This window comes from Flavivirga spongiicola (assembly GCF_030540825.1).
Lineage (GTDB): Bacteria > Bacteroidota > Bacteroidia > Flavobacteriales > Flavobacteriaceae > Flavivirga > Flavivirga spongiicola.
The window spans coordinates 4,798,648-4,818,571 of sequence record NZ_JAUOEO010000001.1; the positions used below are offsets into that span (position 1 = coordinate 4,798,648).

General features: G+C 31.6%; 20 protein-coding genes. 17 read left to right on the top strand and 3 right to left on the bottom strand.

Annotated elements, in window-relative coordinates; translation table 11 throughout:
* Positions 1-2: 2 nt before the first annotated feature.
* Positions 3-1,583, bottom strand: a complete 1,581-nt coding sequence (locus Q4Q47_RS19005; RefSeq protein WP_303308222.1) for a S41 family peptidase — start codon at positions 1,581-1,583, stop codon at positions 3-5.
* Positions 1,584-1,725: 142 nt separating this feature from the next.
* On the opposite strand from Q4Q47_RS19005, the gene smpB reads away from it, so the two are divergent.
* The 6 genes from smpB (at position 1,726) to Q4Q47_RS19035 (ending at position 6,636) form a co-directional block, all read left to right on the top strand.
* Positions 1,726-2,184, top strand: a complete 459-nt coding sequence (gene smpB, locus Q4Q47_RS19010; protein ID WP_303308223.1) for an SsrA-binding protein SmpB — start codon at positions 1,726-1,728, stop codon at positions 2,182-2,184.
* A gap of 173 nt (positions 2,185-2,357) precedes the next feature.
* Positions 2,358-2,882, top strand: coding sequence for a hypothetical protein (locus tag Q4Q47_RS19015; RefSeq protein WP_303308224.1), 525 nt, complete (start codon positions 2,358-2,360; stop codon positions 2,880-2,882).
* 16 nt (positions 2,883-2,898) lie between these two features.
* Positions 2,899-4,752, top strand: a complete 1,854-nt coding sequence (locus tag Q4Q47_RS19020; protein WP_303308225.1) for a Xaa-Pro dipeptidyl-peptidase — start codon at positions 2,899-2,901, stop codon at positions 4,750-4,752.
* 46 nt (positions 4,753-4,798) lie between these two features.
* Positions 4,799-5,431, top strand: coding sequence for a LysE family translocator (locus Q4Q47_RS19025; RefSeq protein ID WP_303308226.1), 633 nt, complete (start codon positions 4,799-4,801; stop codon positions 5,429-5,431).
* 64 nt (positions 5,432-5,495) lie between these two features.
* Positions 5,496-6,032 carry a Crp/Fnr family transcriptional regulator gene (locus tag Q4Q47_RS19030; RefSeq protein WP_303308227.1) on the top strand — a complete coding sequence of 179 codons (537 nt, stop codon included), beginning with the start codon at positions 5,496-5,498 and terminating at the stop codon, positions 6,030-6,032.
* 52 nt (positions 6,033-6,084) lie between these two features.
* Positions 6,085-6,636 carry a DinB family protein gene (locus Q4Q47_RS19035; RefSeq protein WP_303308228.1) on the top strand — a complete coding sequence of 184 codons (552 nt, stop codon included), beginning with the start codon at positions 6,085-6,087 and terminating at the stop codon, positions 6,634-6,636.
* A gap of 229 nt (positions 6,637-6,865) precedes the next feature.
* Here Q4Q47_RS19035 and Q4Q47_RS19040 read toward each other — a convergent pair whose 3' ends face one another.
* On the bottom strand, positions 6,866-7,507 hold the full coding sequence (locus tag Q4Q47_RS19040; RefSeq protein WP_303308496.1) for a protein-L-isoaspartate(D-aspartate) O-methyltransferase: 642 nt from the start codon (positions 7,505-7,507) through the stop codon (positions 6,866-6,868).
* Positions 7,508-7,664: 157 nt separating this feature from the next.
* Here Q4Q47_RS19040 and Q4Q47_RS19045 point away from each other — a divergent pair, with 157 nt between their 5' ends.
* From Q4Q47_RS19045 to Q4Q47_RS19095, 11 genes are all read left to right on the top strand, one after another.
* Complete coding sequence (locus tag Q4Q47_RS19045; protein WP_303308229.1) at positions 7,665-8,624, top strand: Gfo/Idh/MocA family protein; 960 nt, start codon at positions 7,665-7,667, stop codon at positions 8,622-8,624.
* 255 nt (positions 8,625-8,879) lie between these two features.
* Positions 8,880-9,770: a 3-hydroxybutyryl-CoA dehydrogenase gene (locus tag Q4Q47_RS19050; RefSeq protein WP_303308230.1), complete on the top strand. Its 891-nt coding sequence runs from the start codon at positions 8,880-8,882 to the stop codon at positions 9,768-9,770.
* On the top strand, positions 9,770-10,228 hold the full coding sequence (locus Q4Q47_RS19055; RefSeq protein ID WP_303308231.1) for a YcxB family protein: 459 nt from the start codon (positions 9,770-9,772) through the stop codon (positions 10,226-10,228). Before Q4Q47_RS19050 ends, Q4Q47_RS19055 begins: the two co-directional genes overlap by 1 nt.
* Positions 10,229-10,234: 6 nt before the next feature.
* Positions 10,235-11,473 carry a DUF1015 domain-containing protein gene (locus Q4Q47_RS19060; protein WP_303308232.1) on the top strand — a complete coding sequence of 413 codons (1,239 nt, stop codon included), beginning with the start codon at positions 10,235-10,237 and terminating at the stop codon, positions 11,471-11,473.
* Between the two features lie 289 nt (positions 11,474-11,762).
* The gene (locus Q4Q47_RS19065) at positions 11,763-12,233 is read left to right on the top strand and encodes a DinB family protein (RefSeq protein WP_303308233.1); all 471 of its coding nucleotides are present in this window, start codon (positions 11,763-11,765) and stop codon (positions 12,231-12,233) included.
* Between the two features lie 65 nt (positions 12,234-12,298).
* Complete coding sequence (locus Q4Q47_RS19070) at positions 12,299-12,967, top strand: YggS family pyridoxal phosphate-dependent enzyme (protein WP_303308234.1); 669 nt, start codon at positions 12,299-12,301, stop codon at positions 12,965-12,967.
* Between the two features lie 150 nt (positions 12,968-13,117).
* Complete coding sequence (locus Q4Q47_RS19075) at positions 13,118-14,482, top strand: exonuclease domain-containing protein (protein ID WP_303308235.1); 1,365 nt, start codon at positions 13,118-13,120, stop codon at positions 14,480-14,482.
* Between the two features lie 2 nt (positions 14,483-14,484).
* Complete coding sequence (locus Q4Q47_RS19080) at positions 14,485-16,446, top strand: transglutaminase domain-containing protein (RefSeq protein ID WP_303308236.1); 1,962 nt, start codon at positions 14,485-14,487, stop codon at positions 16,444-16,446.
* Between the two features lie 24 nt (positions 16,447-16,470).
* Positions 16,471-17,316, top strand: a complete 846-nt coding sequence (locus tag Q4Q47_RS19085) for an ion transporter (protein WP_303308237.1) — start codon at positions 16,471-16,473, stop codon at positions 17,314-17,316.
* 119 nt (positions 17,317-17,435) lie between these two features.
* A complete protein-coding gene (gene miaA / locus Q4Q47_RS19090) occupies positions 17,436-18,350 on the top strand; it encodes a tRNA (adenosine(37)-N6)-dimethylallyltransferase MiaA (protein WP_303308497.1) in 915 nt (304 codons plus the stop codon).
* A 2-nt stretch (positions 18,351-18,352) separates the two neighbouring features.
* Positions 18,353-19,039: a GNAT family N-acetyltransferase gene (locus Q4Q47_RS19095; RefSeq protein WP_303308238.1), complete on the top strand. Its 687-nt coding sequence runs from the start codon at positions 18,353-18,355 to the stop codon at positions 19,037-19,039.
* A gap of 271 nt (positions 19,040-19,310) precedes the next feature.
* Here the strand turns inward: Q4Q47_RS19095 and Q4Q47_RS19100 are convergent, their stop codons facing one another.
* Complete coding sequence (locus tag Q4Q47_RS19100; protein WP_303308239.1) at positions 19,311-19,919, bottom strand: nucleotidyltransferase family protein; 609 nt, start codon at positions 19,917-19,919, stop codon at positions 19,311-19,313.
* Positions 19,920-19,924 lie beyond the last annotated feature (5 nt).

A 19,924-nucleotide genomic window follows, 5' to 3' on the forward strand; every position in this document is an offset into this window, starting at 1 on the left:
AATTATCCTTTATTTTTAATATCCTTTAATACCCAATCTAACTCTGTATCTTTTTTTAGTTCCCTATCACTAATCGTAGGTAAAATTTCAACATCTGGTTTTACACCATAGCCATCTGGATTTTGTTTTTGAGGCGCTTCTACCTGCATCATTCCCATTCTTATTTTTAACTTGGTATTTGGCAGCTCATAGACTTTATAAATACCTGCAACCGTGCCATTATAGGCGCCTCCTGTTTCTTCCCCAACAAAAAGGGCTCTTTTGGTCGCTTTTAAATGCGTAGATATTAAAGAAGAAGCCGAAAATGAATTTCCATTAATCAACACATAAATCTTACCAGTAAAATGTAACGGTTTTGGTTCTTTAACCTTAGTTTGCCTAAACCTGTAATACAATTTACCATCTCGCTTTCTTGTTCTTATTAAATTCTGAACAACGATTATCGGTGACATCATACCCGATAATACCTTTATACTATTCGGTGTTGTATTGCTCATTAAAAATTTTAAGAATGGTACACGGCTATTTACCTCACTATCTTCAATAAACTTATATGCCTTATTAGTTAAATACGAATACAGATAATCTATTTCGGCAATTCTTCCACCGCCATTATCCCTTAAGTCTAAAATTAAATGTTTCGTCTTTGCTGAATCTAATTTTGTAAAACTCTGCTTATAGAATCTTTTATAATTACCATTAGTAAAACTTCTTAATTTCATATAAGCCACATCTTTTACTTCTTCCATAAAACGAAAATTTCGAGTGTACGTTTTATATTTTTTTATAAAACCATGCTTTTTGTTAAACTTTCGTCTCTTTTTTGAAGCTAATCGATTTGCTTTTTTCTCCGCCGAAGTTAATTTTATACGTTTTGCTGTTTTGGTAGTATCTTGTTTTTTAGGCTTTTCTTTCTTTTGTAACCTTCTAAAAGTCTTGACAAATAAAGAATCCTTGTTTTTAAAAGTAACCCTTAAACTATCTACAACCCCTTTATCTTTATAATAAAAATTAGAAAAGTGTTGCCCCACATATCTGTTATGCAATGTGGTATTATAACCATCTGAAGAAAAACGTGTTTTGTAGACATCAATTAAATCAGAAATAAAGTCGTCTTCAATTTTAACTATTTCACATCCTATAATTGTAGAATCTTTACCTCTGGTATCTTTAATCCAGAGTTTATTTTCTAAATATTCAAAATCTAAAGCGTAAAATTCAAACTTATTCTTAAGCAATTGTTTACGAGCTTTCTTGGTATACCACTTATTTGCAGAGCTTAGAGAAATATGACCTTGTTTAACTTGAGACACCACTGGTGCTAATTTTTTGTAGAATTCCCGAGAATCAATAGGTGTTGTAATTATCTTTTTTAAACTATCAAACTTGAAATCTAAAACTTCTTTTGGTGTATATTGATATAATTTAGGATGATGTCTTTTTAATTGAACATATATCCTATCTATATCTTCATGTAAATGGGCTACATCATGCAATTTCGTTACTTGCTCATTATGGTTTTTAACACTTCTACATGACATTAAAACCACTAAAACTAAAATTAATAAAATTGCTTTTTGCATATATCTAAATAAATTCTATCTGCTAAAGTAATTTTATTTACTTAAAAGTATAATCAATTAGTAATTCTTTAACTCCATTTATTTGATTTTTCAATAGAATCACCCGCCAATAACTTCATAAAATTATGTAGTTTTGTGCTCCATGCAAAAAAACATTAACATACAAAACAAAAAGGCGCGCTTTCTATATGAAATATTAGATAAGTATACGGCCGGCATTGTGCTAACTGGAACAGAAATTAAATCCATACGCAGTAGTAGAGCATCTATAGCCGAAAGTTTTTGTGAGTTCAATGTACAAGGGGAACTTTTTGTTATTAATATGACTATTGAAGAATATGCCTTTGGCAATTATTATAATCATCGCCCTAAAGCAGAAAGGAAGCTTTTACTAAACAAAAAAGAACTAAAAAAACTACTAAAAGAGGTTCAGAATACAGGACTTACTATTATTCCCTTGCGATTATTCATAAATGATAAAGGGTTTGCCAAAATGGACATTGCTTTAGCGAAAGGTAAAAAACTATATGATAAAAGAGAAACTATTAAGGATCGTGATAATAAACGTGATTTAGATAGAATCAAAAAAAACTTCAGATAATTCAAATTGTTTATCCATCATTTTGAAATTCAATTGATTTAGCTATATAACAGGTTTAGTAGCCCTTCGATGCCTAGATCGATGAAATATTTTTAAATTTAAGAAAGCCTTAACGTTTCAAGACTAACAAAATCTTTACTTTGTTAATCTAAATAAATTTATCATATCTGAAGATGAAAAAAACGATATCAGTTATGCTATTGTGTATTGTAACACTATCTGTGCAATCACAAGAAAAAGCGAAAGACTATTCAGAAAAAGTTCAAACATTAGATAGCACAATTAAAACACTATACGCCGTTATTTCGGGAGAAAAAGGCGTTGAGAGAGATTGGGCCTTATTCAAATTTTTATTTAAACCTAATGCTAAACTAATTCCGTCTGGTAAAAATAAAGAAGGTGCATATAAAGTAAGATATATGTCTCCTGATGATTATGTTAAAGGTTCTGGAAAATGGCTGGTCGAAAATGGTTTTTTTGAAAAAGAAATACATAGAAAAGTAGATACTTTTGGTAATATCACTCAGGTATTTAGTACGTATGAATCTTTTCATAGTGAATCTGATACAAAACCTTTTATGAGAGGTATCAACAGTATTCAACTTTTAAATGATGGTAAACGTTGGTGGGTAATCAATATTTACTGGGCTCAGGAAACTAAAGACAATATGATCCCTGAAAACTATCTTCCAAATTAATAAATCAATTAAAAACATGAATAACTCTGCAAGACTAAGGTCAATAATATTGACAAGCACCTTACTTATTTCAGGTGTCTTTTTAAGTTTAGGACAACAACCCATAACAAAAGCGATACCCGTTTTTAAAGATGGCGAAGCACAAATAGTAGAAGCATTTAACACACCCGAAAAATGGATTCGGCATGACTTATTTGTTGAAACCACATTTGATACTGATGGCGATGGCAAATTAGATCGTATGCATGTTTCAGTAACAAGACCTCATCAAACCGAAACAGAAGGTTTAAAACTTCCAATAATTTATGTTTCCAGTCCTTATTTTGCAGGTGTTGCACAGGGTGGAAAAGAATTATTCTGGAATGTAAAACATGAACTTGGAGAGCAAGTCGAAGGTCCTGTGCATCCAGAGGTTAAACGACTTGGTAAACGCCCTATTATATCCAATTCTCATATAAAAAAATGGATTCCAAGAGGTTATATTGTAGTACATTCATCATCACCTGGTACAGGTTTATCTCAAGGATCTCCAACCGTTGGTGGTGATAATGAATCATTAGCACCTAAGGCTGTAATAGATTGGTTGTGTGGAAGAGTAAAAGGTTATACAGAACCCTATGGAGATGAAACTGTTGAAGCTTTTTGGAGTACAGGAAAAGTGGGGATGACAGGTACATCATATAACGGAACCATTCCATTAGCAGCTGCGACTACTGGTGTCGAAGGTCTAGAAGCTATTATTCCTATCGCTCCTAACACATCATATTATCACTATTACAGGTCTAACGGGTTAGTGCGTTCTCCTGGCGGTTATTTAGGTGAAGATATTGATGTTTTATATGATTTTATTCATAGTGGCGATGAATCAAAAAGGGCACATAATAATGCCAAAATAAGAGATACCGAAATGAAAAATGGTATGGATAGAATTACTGGAGACTATAATGATTTTTGGGCAGGTCGCGATTATTTAAATCATATGAAACCTATGAAAGCGGCGTTGCTCATGTCTCATGGTTTTAATGATTGGAATGTGATGCCGGAACACAGCTATAGAATTTACAAAAAAGCTCAAGAAATGGGCTTACCAACTCAAACATTTTATCATCAATTTGGGCATGGTGGTCCGCCACCAATCAAAATGATGAATCGTTGGTTTACACGTTATTTACATGGTATAGATAATGGTGTTGAAAATGATGCGAAAGCTTGGATCGTTAGAGAATATGATAAAGTGAACGAACCAACACCTTATAAAGATTACCCAAACCCTGAAGCCTCTAATATAACATTACACCTAACAACTGGTGCTCATAAAGCAGGTGGACTGCGTACTTCTAAGATAAAGAAACAAGGCAAGGAAACTTTAGTTGACGACCACTCGTTTTCGGGTAAAGACCTGGCAAAGGCGGAAAGTTCTAAGCATCGTTTGCTTTACGTAACTTCTAAATTGACAAAGGATATTCATATTTCCGGAACGCCTAAAGTCACTGTAAAATTAGCAAGTAGTAAACCTGCTGCCAACTTATCGGTTTGGTTAGTATCACTTCCGTGGAATGAACAAGAGGGTACAAGAATTACAGATAATATTATTACCCGTGGTTGGGCAGATCCTCAAAATCACAAATCTTTAACTAAGAGTACACCCTTAAAACCTGGAAAATTTTACGAGGTATCTTTTGATTTAATGCCTGATGATCAGATTATTAAAGCAGGACAGCAAATAGGGCTTATGATTTTTTCTAGTGATAAAGAATTCACATTACACCCAAAAGCAGGAACTGAGTTGACTGTTGATTTGGATGGAACAAGTCTAACGTTACCTATAGTTGGCGGGATTGATGCTTTTAATGTTGCTGTAAGAGAATAAAAGACATCTGTAATATTTTTAGCTAAACAAACCTTAAAAAAGAAATATGATACCAATTAATGATTTACTTTTATTTGCATTGGCATCATTGGTTATGGTGGTTTCACCCGGCCCCAATATGATTTATTTGATTTCCAGATCATTATCACAAGGAAAGAAAGCAGGAATTATATCTCTTTTCGGTGTCATGTGCGGATTCTTATTCCATATCCTTATGGTTTCTTTCGGTTTATCAGCTATTTTCTTTGCTGTTCCTTATGCATATGTAACGGTTAAGTTTTTAGGTGTAGGATACTTACTTTACTTAGCTTATAGTACCATTACATCGAAAAACAGGGTATTCGATGCCGACAAAGGCCTCAAACCAGACAAACCTTTTAAACTTTTCAATATTGGATTACTAACCAACGTTCTAAATCCAAAAATGGCTATTTTTTATCTTTCGTTTTTTCCACAATTTATAAGACCAGAATATGGTTCCATTCTAAACCAAAGTTTTCAACTCGGAATTGTTCAAATAATGATTAGCTTTTCGATTAATTTTTTGATTGTTATATCTGCAGCGAAAATGGCAAGTTGGTTCTCAAAAAAACCAATTTGGTTAAGAATACAGAAATGGTTTATGGCTTCTGTATTGACTGGTCTTGCAGTAAAAATGGCACTAACTAAAGTAAAATAAAGAACCTGCGAATAATTGTAAAACTCAACAAAACTTAGCCTCCAAATTAAAATTTGTTCTTAAAATGAACCCCATTTCAACCTTAATAGAAAAACTAAACAGCCAAAATTTATGGTATAAAACATTAGAATTAAAAAGGAACGAATACTTAAAAGTAAAAGGAAGTATCGATACCAACTTATATCTGGTAGAAAAAGGGGCGCTAAGAATTTTTGTTTTAGATGATTTTGAAGAACACACCATTAGGTTTGGTTACCAAAATAATTTAATTGCTGCACTCGACTCCTTTTTAAGTGAAAAACCCTCCGATTTATACATTCAGGCTTTAAAACATACTTCTCTAAAAGTTATGGACAAAAGTACCTACATGAATTTTGTGTCAGAATCCACCGAAAATACAAAAATGTGGCAGCTAATATTAGAAAACTTTGCACTCCAACAAATGGAAAGAGAAAGAGATATTCTAACAACGTCACCTATAGAAAGATATCATCGCGTTTTAAAACGTAGTCCTCAGCTTTTTCAGGAAATCCCTAATAAATATATTGCTTCATACCTAAGAATGACCCCTGAAACGCTTTCAAGAATAAAAAAATCTTAATTTGAATCAATATTTATATTGGTTTTAATTAAAACCTTTGTAAAAAAATATCATGAAGGTAACATCTGAAGCATTAATCGCAGCATTAATAGAAAAAACAAGACAGAATATTAATCAGGTTGAAGTATTAAACCAAAAACCAATTAACAAACTTAATTGGAAAGCCAACGAAGACATTTGGAGTGTTTTAGAATGTATTGAACATTTAAACTTATACGGAGATTATTATCTACCAGAAATAGAACAAAGAATCACTAAAAGCACATCTAAAACAGAAACTCATTTCAAAGCTGGTATTTTAGGAGATTATTTTGCTAAAATCTTGTCGCCTAAAGAAAAGCTAAACAAAATGAAAACTCTTAAGGATAAAAATCCTAATGGAAGTCATTTGGATAAAACCACTTTAGAGCGTTTTTTAATACAACAAGAAAAAATGCTTGAGCTCTTAGACAGAGCTAGAAGCGTGAGTTTAAATAAAACAAAAACAGGCATTAGTATCTCAAAACTGATAAAACTTAAACTCGGCGATACTTTTAGAGTTGTTATTTATCATAACGAAAGACATGTAGAACAAGCAAAAAAAGCGTTAGAAAATTATAAGTAGCACTAAGACAAGTTACGACGAAAAAATAGAAATGACAATTTCAACAAAAGAAGCTATCTAAAAAAGTTGTTCTTTTTGTCATTCAGAGCATAGCGAAGAATCTCATTTAATATTTAAAACCTCAAGAGGTTCTTCATAACTTTGCTGCTACCTTAGAAACAAAATATATTTTGTTTCTCGGTAATATTCACAGAACGACACATTTTGGACTGCCTTGTCTTCAGTTCAATTAATTCTTATCCTCTAACAAAGGCACAAAACGAAACTCGCCAAATTCTTCTTGCTCAAATTCTTTTTGCCCCTTTCTAGTAAACATGGTCATGATTTGCACATCATCACCTACAGGAATAACTAGCCTACCTCCTATTTTTAATTGACTCAACAAAGGTTTTGGTACAAAAGGCGCGCCTGCAGTAACAATAATGCCCTCAAAAGGGGCTTCATCAACTAAGCCTTTATAACCATCACCAAAAATGAGTTTTTTAGCGCGATACCCTAATTTAGGTAAAAACTTACTCGTCTTCTTAAATAATTCTTGTTGACGCTCAATACTAAAAACTTTAGCACCCAATTCACACAAAACTGCCGTCTGGTAGCCGCTTCCTGTACCAATTTCTAAAATTTTATCGTCTTTTTTAACTTGTAATAATTCACTTTGAAATGCTACCGTATAAGGTTGTGAAATAGTTTGGTCTGCGCCAATAGGAAACGCTTTATCTTGATAAGCATGGTCTAAAAAACCAGAATCCATAAATAAATGTCTGGGTATTTTAGCTATGGCATTTAAAACATTTACATCTGTTATTCCTTTGGCCTTTAAAATATTAACCAACTGTTGGCGTAATCCTTTATGTTTAAAAGTGTCTTTCAATATTAGGGAGGTTTTGGTCATGCTAAAATTAGTTAAACATTTGTAAGATGAAAACAAATAAGCAAAATTTATTTTTGACATCAAATAAGCAAAAAATTAGCTGTAAATAATCAAATTCATGTTCTAAATATCTTATTTTTGTGGAAAATGTAAATATATGCTCAAAGTTGGTGTACTTGGTGCTGGTCACTTAGGAAAAATTCATTTAAGACTCCTTAATCAATCCGAAAAATATAACCTTGTAGGTTTTTATGACGCTGATGAAACTAATGGTAATAAAGTAGAAACAGAGTTTGGTTATAAATTTTTTAATTCTATTGAAGCGCTCATTGATGCTGTTGATGTCGTAGATATAGTCACACCGACACTTTCTCATTACGAGTGTGCAAAACAAGCCATTGCAAAAGGTAAGCACATATTCATTGAAAAGCCTATAACAAACACCGTAGAAGAGGCTGAACATATTAGAGAACTTCTGTCTGAACATAACCTTCGAGGACAAGTAGGACATGTAGAGCGTTTTAATCCTGCTTTTATTGCTGTAAAAGATGATATTAAATCTCCTATGTTTATTGAATCACACCGTTTAGCAGAATTTAATCCCAGAGGAACCGATGTCCCTGTGGTATTAGATTTGATGATTCATGATATCGATATTATTCTAAGTCTTGTAGATTCGAAAGTTAAAAATGTCTCAGCAAGTGGTGTTTCGGTAATAAGTGATACGCCCGATATTGCAAATGCCCGAATTGAATTTGAAAACGGCTGTGTTGCCAATCTAACCGCAAGTAGAATATCGCTAAAGAAAATGCGTAAAGCTCGTTTCTTTCAAAAGGATGCCTATATTTCTGTAGATTTCTTAGAAAAAAAATGTGAAGTAGTTAAAATGAAAGATGCACCGGAACAACCCGGAGATTTCGATATGATACTTCAAAATGCTGAAGGTATAAAAAAACAGATTTACTTTGATAATCCAGATATATCAGAAAACAACGCGATTCTAGATGAATTAGAAACGTTTGCTGATGCTATTAATAATAACATCTCTCCTATCGTAACGCTTCACGACGGTACAGAGGCACTAAGAGTAGCAACTCAAATAATAAATTGTTTTTAACAAATATTTACATGAAACCGACATGATTAAAATAATTATTAAACCCTCTAGGGAATGATTATTTTAATTTATCAAAGGTCGCATGTGACCATTTAAAGTCAATAAATATAAACACATGAAACGAGCGTTAATAAATTTTAAAAATATATTCAAAAAAGAATATGTTTAAAATTTTTAATGAGAGAGCGAAGCGGTTGCATACGTTCTCAATTTTTTAATTAATTTATTATCAAATAATTACAAGGATTTAAACGTATGAAAAACATTGCAGTTATAGGAGCTGGTACTATGGGTAATGGTATCGCTCACACTTTTGCACAAAGTGGTTTTATAGTTCAGCTCATAGATATAAGCGAAACTTCACTAAAAAAAGGCATAGAAACCATCACTAGGAATTTAGACAGAATGGTGGTTAAAGAAAAAATTTCTGAAGCAGATAAAACCGAAACCTTATCAAACATTAGTACGTTCACGAGTATTTCAGAAGGTGTTAAATCTGTGGACTTAGTAGTTGAGGCTGCTACTGAAAATGTAGATTTAAAACTAAATATTTTTAAGCGGTTAGATGAAACTTGTTCAAAAGAAACCATTTTAGCTACAAATACTTCCTCCATATCAATTACGCAAATAGCTGCGGTAACATCCAGACCAGACAAGGTTATAGGCATGCATTTTATGAATCCGGTGCCTATAATGAAATTAGTCGAGATTATTCGTGGTTATAATACGAGTGACCAAGTTACTAAAGAGATCATGGATATGTCTAAAACTTTAGGGAAAGTCCCCGTTGAAGTTAATGACTATCCTGGCTTTGTAGCAAATCGTATTTTAATGCCTATGATTAACGAATCTATAGAAACGCTTTACAATGGTGTTGCTGGTGTTAATGAAATAGATACGGTTATGAAATTAGGTATGGCACACCCGATGGGGCCCTTACAATTGGCCGATTTTATAGGGTTGGACGTTTGTTTATCTATTCTTAATGTGATGTATGATGGATTTAAAAACCCTAAATACGCGCCTTGTCCATTATTAGTAAATATGGTTAGAGCAGGCAAACTAGGTGTAAAATCTGGTGAAGGCTTTTACGATTACTCAGAAAGCAGAAAAGCTGAGAATGTATCAAAACAATTTTTATTATAATGATTCAAACAAAAGATTATTCAATATCAAAAAAAGAGTATACAAAAATCGTATTGTACAAGAGGTTAAAAAAATCATGGTGGCTATACTTATTAATGTTTTCGCTAGGTATATTTTATTCTCAAAAATTCGGAGAGGATAGTTTTAGTACATTTTTTACAATTTTTGCTTTTAGCTACCCCTTTTTAATATTTATATCTATCTATTTTTGGACCAATTCCAAAGGACATAAACCCCTTTTTTCTGAAACTAATTTATCCTTTGACAATGAACACCTATACTTCAAAAGAAATGGTAATGAAACTAAATTGAATCCAAAAAGTATTCAAAAAGTAATTTCAAATACTGAATATTGGCTATTATATATTTCCAAAGGGCAATTTATTTATATTCCAAAAAACATATTTAATTCAAAAGAGGATTATAGAACATTTTTAGCTTTAATTAAAACAGAGTGATGAATTATGGCCAAAATAATTCCATTTAAAGCAGTTAGACCAACACGAGACAAAGTAAGTCTGGTTGCAGCCCGTTCGTATCAAACATATACACAAGAAGAACGTGAATCCAGAATGGGTTACAACCCTTTTTCATTTTTGCATATTATAAATCCAGGATATAGATATCAGAAAGATATTTCAGGAAAAGATAGATATACCTTAGTAAGAAACCGTTATTCAGAATTTAAGGAAGATGCTATTTTTATTCAAGATAAAACACCAAGTTATTATGTATATAAAATTGTAAATAGAGAAGGTCATGCCTTTTCTGGAATTATTGCTGCTGCAAGTTCAGAAGATTACGAAAAAGATATTATCAAAAAGCATGAAGATACTATTGAATATAGAGAAAACGTGTTTAAAGATTATTTAAAAACAGTTGGTTTTAATGCCGAGCCAGTACTTTTAACCTATCCTAATAACACCGTAATTGCCAACATCATTTCTGATGTACAAAAGGACAGGGCAGAATTTGAGTTTACAACCACATATAGAGATACACATTATTTATGGAAACTTGATGATTTAGAATTAATCAATACCATTGGTAATGAGTTTGAAAAAATTGGCACTTTATATATTGCAGATGGACACCATAGGTCTGCTTCTTCATATTTACTTTCTAAAGATTTACAATCTGAAAACGATACACATACGGGAAACGAACCTTATAATTTTTTTATGAGTTATTTAATTCCTGAATCGGACTTAAGAATTCATGAATTTAATAGGCTCGTTAAAGATTTAAATGGATTAACCAAAGAAGCTTTTTTAATACAATTGGATACGATGTATCGCATTGAAAATAGAGGTAACGAATTATATAAACCAAGTGGCAAACATCATTTTAGTATGTATCTTGATGGTGAGTTCTATTCTTTATATTTAAGAAAAAGTAATCATAAATTTAGTAACGCTCTAGAAGCTTTAGATACCCATATTCTTTACAAAACTATTTTAGACCCTATCTTGGGAATCTCAGATGTGCGTAACGATACACGTATTGATTACTCTTACGGTAAAAATGATCTAGTAGCGATAAAAAGTAAAGTAGATCATGGCGAATTTAAAGTAGGTTTTGGTTTAGTTCCCATTACTGTTGAAGAAATGAAAGCTATTGCCAATGCTGGTTTAACCATGCCTCCTAAAAGTACTTTTATCGAACCAAAATTACGAAGTGGTGTTACCATTTATGAATTCTAATTCCTGCGAAGGCAGGAATCTCATTAAAAGAAACTATAAAATAATGACGAACTCATCTTGACTTTTTTTATTTAAGCGAAAAGGCGTGCTTTCCTGCCGGATAGGTAGGTGTTTCCAGATGAAGACTTTTTATAATTGACTGAAAAATGCCCTTTCGCCCCCACATTTTGTCTTTTTATTACTCCGTAGGGATGCTACACAGCTAAAAAAAACTTCATTTGCGAATAAAATCACTATTTTTCGCAGCAATCAAAAAAGTTCAAACCACTACATTATTAAACCATTTTAAATGAACGCAACTGAAATTATCCTTTTAAACTTCTCTGAGATTAGAAGGCGTAGTATAAAACTTTGGCAAGGCATTCCAAAAGAGCATTTACATTGGAAACCAGATAACCAAGCCTTTACAATAATAGAAATGATAAGGCATGTACTTGAGGGTGAACATTTATTTCACATGATCATTGAGAAAAGAGGCAACTTAGGAACTTATAAATCACCTTGGAAAGATCTTCCATACGAAAGTATAGATGCTGAGCTTAAGTTTGCAGAAACTTACCGAGACGATTTTATTAGTATGATTAGAAATTTTGATTCATTACATTTAGAGCAAATTAGAATTGAGCGTAGCGAAGTTGGGCAAAGCAAAACACTTGGTGACTACCTCAATCGCATAGCTTATCACGAATCTGTACATACAGGACAAATGCTAAGCTACTTAAGGACTATTGATATTGAAAGACCCAAAATTTGGGATTGACACCAATTAAATCTCAAAATGACGCATATAATTTTGAAATTCAATTGGTATAATTTTATTTAATAATGAGTATAAAACAAAACCTTCAAAATATAAAAACATTATTACCAAAACATGTCGCACTTGTTGCTGTTTCAAAAACGAAGCCTGTTAACGATTTAATGGAGGCTTATAATGCTGGTCAACGTATCTTCGGAGAAAATAAGATTCAGGAAATGGTAAACAAGTATGATACCATGCCTAAAGATATTGAATGGCATATGATTGGTCACGTTCAAAGTAATAAGGTAAAATATATGGCATCATTTGTGCAGCTAATCCACGGTGTAGACAATTTAAAACTTTTAAAAGAAATAAATAAACAAGCTTTAAAGCACAGTAGAGTTATAGATTGTCTGTTTCAAATAAAGATAGCCTCAGAAGATTCTAAATTTGGAATGACATCAAAAGAAGCTTCAGAAATTGTAAAATCAGAAACGTTTTCTGAGTTAAAAAATATAAGGATTGTTGGGCTCATGGGAATGGCAACGTTTACTGATGACGAAAATCAGGTAAAAAAAGAATTCAATTATTTAAAAGATGCTTTTGAAAATTTAAAACTCATAAAAGCTGATAACTATCAATTAAACACCATTAGTATGGGAATGAGTGGCGATTACCAATTAGCTATTAATTGTGGTAGTACGATGGTTAGAGTTGGAAGTAGTATATTTGGAGCAAGAAGTTATCATTAAAGACATTGAAACAAGCCATCTTTTGATTAAAACTTAGAGCAAACAGATTACCATCCCTCGACTTTAGCCTGTCTTGAGCAAAGACGAAAGACTCGAGACTGGCTTCTGCAATAACGTTTAATAAAAAACAAATAAACGCATAAACATTTTTTGTACGCAATATTAGACATAGAAACGACTGGAGGCAAGTATAATGAAGAAGGCATTACAGAAATTGCAATCTATAAATATGATGGCCATCAAATAGTTGATCAATTTATAAGTCTTGTTAACCCTGAACGTGAGATACAACCCTTCGTAGTAAACTTAACTGGTATAAATAGCAACATGCTCCGGAATGCGCCTAAGTTTTATGAGGTTGCCAAACGTATTGTTGAGATTACAAATGATTGTATTTTGGTGGCTCACAACGCCCAGTTTGATTATCGAATATTACAAACGGAGTTTAGTCGCTTAGGCTTTGATTTTGAAAGAAAATCACTTTGCACTGTCGAGCTCTCAAAAAATTTAATTCCTGATCAAACTTCATATAGTCTAGGTAAATTGGTTAGATCTCTTGGTATTCCGGTTACAGATAGGCATCGTGCTTCTGGTGATGCTTTAGCGACAATAAAACTGTTTAAAATACTTTTAGATAAGGACAGCTCTAAAAGTATTATTCAACAATCTGTGCGGTTAAATCCGAAGCACCAATTAGAACCAAAACATGTTGATATTATAAAAGAATTACCCGCAATTACTGGTGTTTATTACATTCATAAAGCTAATGGAGATATTATTTATATTGGAAAAAGTAACAATATAAAAAAACGTATCAATCAGCATTTTACAAACACGAATCAAAAATCAAAAAAAATACAAGCTTTGGTTACCGCGGTAACTTACGAGGCTACTGGCAGTGAATTAGTAGCACTTTTAAAAGAAAGCGAAGAAATAAAACGTGTTAGACCTATATTTAATAGAGCATTGCGTAGAACGAGTTTTACACATGCTTTATATAGTTTTAGAGATGAAAACGATTATATTAATTTAAAAATTGATATTGCTGACGGACGCAAAAAACCGGTGACTACTTTTAGTAATAAACAAAGTGGTAAAAGTTTTATAATTAAAGCTATTGAAGAATACAGTTTATGTCAAAAGTTAACAGGCATCTATAAAACAAATACAAACTGTTTTAATTACGATATAAAAACCTGTGAAGGTGCTTGCATTCAAAAAGAAACCACCGAATCTTATAACCAAAGAGTAGAGTTACTATTGTCTAAAAACAGTTATTATAACAAAAACATGGTTATTATTGACAAGGGACGAGATGTTGATGAACGCAGTGCCATCCTCATTGAAAATGGTGTATTTAAAGGCTTAGGGTTCTTCAATCTTAACTATCATATAAATAATATTGAAGTTTTAGAATCTATTATCACCCCAATGAATAATAATCGAGATACGCAGCATATTATTCAAAGTTATCTCCGTAAAAATAAAAAACTAAAACAAATTATATTTGATTAAGCATGAAGCAAATTGTCTTGTGTTATTTATTGCTCTCAAACTTAACTCTTTTTTCACAATCAAATTTTCATTCTGAATCATACAGAGTCACTCTAGGAGATCTGGAAACAAATACTTTTGAAAAAGACTCAACTGCCAACGCTCTAATGGTATATAAATTTGGAAATAGTTTTGTAGATAAAGATGATTATAAGTTAAGAACCGAGATAAAACAAAAAATAAAAATATTAAACAAGGAAGGCTTTAATAAAGCCAACATTTCTATTCATTTATATAACAAAGGTGATAGTAAACAAAAAGTAAAAAAAATTGTTGCCACCACTTATAATCTAGAAGATGGAAACGTTATTAAAACTCAATTACTTGAAAAGGATATTTTTAGAGAAAAATACGATGAAAACCACACCCTTGTTAAATTTACCCTGCCAAATATTAAAGAAGGTTCAGTAATAACCTATAGCTATACACGTATTTCCCCTTTTATGTTTAACTATAAAGGATGGAATTTCCAAAGCGATATACCAACTTTATACAACGAATACAGAACAAGTATTCCTGGAAACTGGTATTACAATATTAAATTAGTAGGTGGTAAAAAACTAATAACAAATACATCAGAGATAAAAAAGAATTGTCTGGAAAATTCAAGAGGTGCCAGTGCAGATTGTGGTAATAGTGTTTATGCTATGAGAGATATGCCCGCTTTTATAGAAGAAGACTACATGACTTCCAAATACAATTATTTGGCAAGAGTAGAGTATGAATTACAAACATTCAAAGGTTTTGACGGTAGAGTAAATAATTATACCAAAACATGGAAAACCGTTGATAGAGAATTTAGAACAGATAAAGATATTGGAAGACAGTTAACAAAATCTATAGATTTAGAAAATTTATTGAATCTTGAAATTATTAATGAAAAGGATTTATTAAAAAAGGCAAATACTATTTATAGATATGTTCAAGAAAACTATACATGGAATGGGGACTATAAAATATTTGAAGACGTTTCTATTAAAAATTTGATTAAAAATAAATCTGGAAATGTCTCGGCTATAAATATTTTGCTCCATAATTTATTAAAAGAATCGGGTATAAATGTGAAACCCGTATTATTATCGACTAGAAATAATGGGTTTGCCACAAAAGTTTATCCTGTTATTTCAGATTTTAACTACTTAATTGTTCAGGCAAACATAAATGATAAAATCTACTATTTAGATGCTACAGACAATTACTTATGCTTTGGTGATATTCCTTTTAGATGTCTAAATAGTTATGGTAGGCTTATGGATTTTAAAAATGGTAGCAAATGGGTTGATTTAAAACCAAGCAAGGCTTCAAACGTTTATTATAATGCAGAAGTGAATATTAACGAAAAAGAAACTATTTCTGGAAACATAATCTCAAAACGGACTGGGTATCATGCCTTAAATTATAAAAAATCATACTATCAAAACAGTGAATCTTATGTTCAAACGTTAGAAAACAAGTTTCCTTATTTAGATATTTCAGATTTTGAAGTAACAAGTAATGGTAAAACAAGTGAAGATTTTAAAGAATCTTATCACATAGACTATAATTATGAAGATACTGGAGATAACATTTATTTAAATCCATTTTTTGTTAAATTTTTTAATGAAAATCCGTTTAAACTTCAAGAAAGAACATACCCTATAGATTTTGGTTATAAAGACACCTACCATTATTCATTTAAACTTAGTTTCGATGATAATAAATATACCATTATTGAACTCCCAGAAGAAAAAAACATAGCTTTACCAAATAATTCAGGGAGAGTCCTTTTCTCTACTAGGGCCCTTGGTAATACTATTTTTATTATGCTAAAGATAACCTTCAACAAAGCCATTTATGAGCCAGAATATTACCCGTATCTAAAAGCGTTTATGAGTGAAATTGTTAATATTCAAACGAATTCGCTTATCCTTTTAAAGAAAAAGTAATCTATCTTTCTTATTTTTGAATACATGGACAAACCAAAAAAAAGGTATTGGAAAGCAAGACTTCATGAAATTATTTATGAAGCAGATACGCCTGTCGGGAAATTATTTGATATTATTTTACTTGTCACAATTATAGCAAGTATTATCTTAGTAATGCTAGAGAGTGTTAAAACTTTCGATACTAAATATCACGATTTCCTTAATATCTCAGAATGGGTAATTACCATACTATTTACCTTAGAATATATAGCTAGACTGATTACCGTAAAAAAACCTTATAAATATGTTACTAGTTTTTATGGTATTATTGATTTATTATCGACCATTCCAAAATATATTTCTTTAGTTTTTGGAGGTATTCATGCCCTTGCAGCTTTACGTGCTTTAAGGTTACTTAGAATCTTCAGAATATTAAAATTAGTACGTTATTTAGGCGCGTCAAACACCTTACTAAAAGCATTAAAAGCGAGTCGTGTAAAAATATCTGTATTTCTATTTACCGTTATTATTATCGCCATTATTTTAGGTACTATTATGTATCTTATTGAAGGGGATGAAGCTGGTTTCACAAGCATTCCTGCAAGTGTATATTGGTGTATTGTTACTTTAACCACTGTTGGTTATGGTGACATTTCTCCTGCAACTCCATTTGGGCAATTCATAGCCTCTATTGTTATGATTTTAGGTTATGGTATCATAGCTGTGCCTACTGGTATTGTATCTGCAGAATATGCTACTCAAACTAGAGCAAGTAAAGGCAAAGATGAAAATGTACAATTAAATTCCCAATCTTGTTCTAACTGCTTATCCGAAAAACATAGAGATGGTGCTGAATTTTGTTATAATTGTGGAGAAAAACTTCATCCATAAACATCATTATGGTGTAGTTAAATTGAGGAATAGTTAGGCTATACACTATATCCTCAACGCACAACAATATTCTTGTATTTTCTCATTAAATTTGTTCTAACAAACAAACACTTAAACGTATCAACTCAAAAAACAAATATCTTATTTCCTTAATTGGTCCTACTGCCATAGGCAAAACAGCCTTAAGCATAAAATTAGCGAATCATTTCGATACAGAAATACTATCGGCAGATTCGCGGCAGTTTTTTAAAGAAATGCAAATTGGTACAGCTGCTCCAACACCTGAAGAATTAGCGGCAGCTAAACATCATTTTATTCATCATAAATCTATAAAAGATAATTATAATGTTGGCGCCTTTGAAAAAGATGCTATAAATACTTTAAATACGCTTTTTAAAACTCACGACACTGTCATAATGGTTGGTGGTTCCGGATTATATGTTGATGCCGTTAATAAAGGCTTAGATGATTTTCCAGAAGTTGAAAGCAGTATTCGTGAAGCGCTTAATAATGATCTAGAAACAAAAGGGTTGTCTCATTTACAAAAACAATTAGAGCAGCTCGACTCTGTTGCTTACAACACGATTGCTATTGATAATCCACACCGTGTTATTCGTGCTTTAGAAATTTGTATTGGCACAGGCAAACCCTATTCATCATTTTTAAATAAGGAAAAAATAAAACGCCATTTTAAAACGATCGCCATTGGACTAACTGCCGAAAGAGAGGCCATATACAACCGAATTAATAAACGGGTTGATATTATGATGCAAGAAGGCTTATTGGAGGAAGTTAAAAGTTTAGTTTCTTTTAAAAATTTAAATGCTTTAAATACTGTTGGTTATAAAGAATTATTTAATTATTTAGATGGTGAATGGACACTCGATTTTGCTATTTCTGAAATTAAAAAGAATACGCGGCGTTTTGCAAAACGTCAACTTACCTGGTTTAAAAAGAACGAGGAAACTTTGTGGTTTGATTTTACAACACCAATGGAAGATATTATTAATCATATAAATCAAAATATTTCTTAATAATGGCAATACCTGAAAATGCTTTGGACAATCCTGTTTGGTTCTCTTTAACCGATTGCCATTTTAATCAGGCAATAGATTATGGGAATGTAAAATTTTTTCATCCGGATTATGGTCCTTTTGGAGCTTTTATAAATAATGAGGACACGAGTCTTGCTATAGAAAAATATGCCAAATTAATTACAGATTTTTTTATTGTTGGCAATAAACCTAAAATGCCATTGCATTTTAAAGAACCTATTGAATATATAGGTTTACAAATGATTATATATAATAAAATAAATTACCCTGTAACGGAAAACATTATAGAATTAACAAAATCAAATTATGATGATTTAATCGATTTAGTTAAACTAGTTTATCCAGAGTATTTTAAATCGAAAACAAATGAGTTAGGACAGTATTATGGCATCTATAAAGATAAAAAACTTGTTGCTGTAACAGGAGAACGTATGCAAACTAATGATTTTATTGAAATTAGCGCTGTAATAACGCATCCGGATCATACTGGTAATGGTTATGCAAAACAACTTATTTCACACACTGTAGAGAGTATTTTAAAAAAAGGAAAAATTCCTTTTTTACATGTAGATCAAACGAACCTTGGTCCTATACAATTATATAAAAAGCTAGGGTTTACCACACGAAGAAAATTTAGTTTTTGGAAGATCAGTAGTAAAAAACAATGAAGAATATGAGGTTGTATTCTAAGTTAAAATCCAAAGAATTCACCTAAAAACAAAAGGCCTTTCTGTTAAAAATCAAGTTTAACGAAAAGCTCTTGTCTTTTGATAACGGCAAAACACCTGGCAATCAATTTAGCTATGCCCGTATTAAACTCATGTTAAATTAATTCTTTATTATTCCCTTTTGCAAACATAGGATGACAAAATATACTACTTATTATACAGTCTCTTTTCCGCTTTTTGATTAAACTTTGGCCGATTTACTAATAAATGTTTAAAACTGATTTCTATAAAGATTTTCATAATCTTCTTTATGATCTAAATCGATGTTTTCTAATTTAGGCTTAAAAGCTTTTACCAAAGAAGCATATTTTTTCAGAAGTACTTTAGCTCCTTTATCATCACTTAATTTTGACAGTTCTGATAAGTACACCTTATCAAAAATTACCGGAACACCAGAAATGCCTTTTTTATAAGAAGTTGCTATAATTTGATCTGTATTTGGGGTGAAGTTATGAATTAAAGTATTTAAAAAATCAGAATCTATAAATGGTTGATCTGCCAGGCAAATAAGCACCCCATCAACCTTTGGTTTTAAATTCAGAAAATGGTCAGCAGCACAAGCTATGGATTTACCCAAACCTGATTTCCAATCTTTATTCCTAATAATAGTAACTGGAAACTTGATTGTTTTATTTTTTATTACAGCGTAATTTGCTCCTAAAACCACATAGACATCATCTGTAGTTTTTAATGTTGTTTCAATAGTATGCCCTAAAAGCGTATTGTTCCCCCAAGCTAGCAACTGCTTTGCAGTTCCCATGCGTTCTGAAGCACCTGCAGCTAAAATAACAATAGGAATATGTAAAGAATGCTTAGACACTATTG

What these genes read in the sequence shown, in the direction of transcription:
- Q4Q47_RS19030 (WP_303308227.1), top strand. Translation starts at nt 5,496, where the DNA reads ATGAACCCCATTTCAACCTTAATAGAAAAACTAAACAGCCAAAATTTA.
- Q4Q47_RS19065 (WP_303308233.1), top strand. Translation starts at nt 11,763, where the DNA reads ATGAACGCAACTGAAATTATCCTTTTAAACTTCTCTGAGATTAGAAGG.
- Q4Q47_RS19015 (WP_303308224.1), top strand. Translation starts at nt 2,358, where the DNA reads ATGAAAAAAACGATATCAGTTATGCTATTGTGTATTGTAACACTATCT.
- Q4Q47_RS19005 (WP_303308222.1), bottom strand. Translation starts at nt 1,583, where the DNA reads ATGCAAAAAGCAATTTTATTAATTTTAGTTTTAGTGGTTTTAATGTCA.
- Q4Q47_RS19020 (WP_303308225.1), top strand. Translation starts at nt 2,899, where the DNA reads ATGAATAACTCTGCAAGACTAAGGTCAATAATATTGACAAGCACCTTA.
- Q4Q47_RS19035 (WP_303308228.1), top strand. Translation starts at nt 6,085, where the DNA reads ATGAAGGTAACATCTGAAGCATTAATCGCAGCATTAATAGAAAAAACA.
- Q4Q47_RS19095 (WP_303308238.1), top strand. Translation starts at nt 18,353, where the DNA reads ATGGCAATACCTGAAAATGCTTTGGACAATCCTGTTTGGTTCTCTTTA.
- Q4Q47_RS19050 (WP_303308230.1), top strand. Translation starts at nt 8,880, where the DNA reads ATGAAAAACATTGCAGTTATAGGAGCTGGTACTATGGGTAATGGTATC.
- Q4Q47_RS19060 (WP_303308232.1), top strand. Translation starts at nt 10,235, where the DNA reads ATGGCCAAAATAATTCCATTTAAAGCAGTTAGACCAACACGAGACAAA.
- Q4Q47_RS19045 (WP_303308229.1), top strand. Translation starts at nt 7,665, where the DNA reads ATGCTCAAAGTTGGTGTACTTGGTGCTGGTCACTTAGGAAAAATTCAT.
- Q4Q47_RS19025 (WP_303308226.1), top strand. Translation starts at nt 4,799, where the DNA reads ATGATACCAATTAATGATTTACTTTTATTTGCATTGGCATCATTGGTT.
- Q4Q47_RS19070 (WP_303308234.1), top strand. Translation starts at nt 12,299, where the DNA reads ATGAGTATAAAACAAAACCTTCAAAATATAAAAACATTATTACCAAAA.
- smpB (WP_303308223.1), top strand. Translation starts at nt 1,726, where the DNA reads ATGCAAAAAAACATTAACATACAAAACAAAAAGGCGCGCTTTCTATAT.
- Q4Q47_RS19055 (WP_303308231.1), top strand. Translation starts at nt 9,770, where the DNA reads ATGATTCAAACAAAAGATTATTCAATATCAAAAAAAGAGTATACAAAA.
- Q4Q47_RS19080 (WP_303308236.1), top strand. Translation starts at nt 14,485, where the DNA reads ATGAAGCAAATTGTCTTGTGTTATTTATTGCTCTCAAACTTAACTCTT.
- Q4Q47_RS19085 (WP_303308237.1), top strand. Translation starts at nt 16,471, where the DNA reads ATGGACAAACCAAAAAAAAGGTATTGGAAAGCAAGACTTCATGAAATT.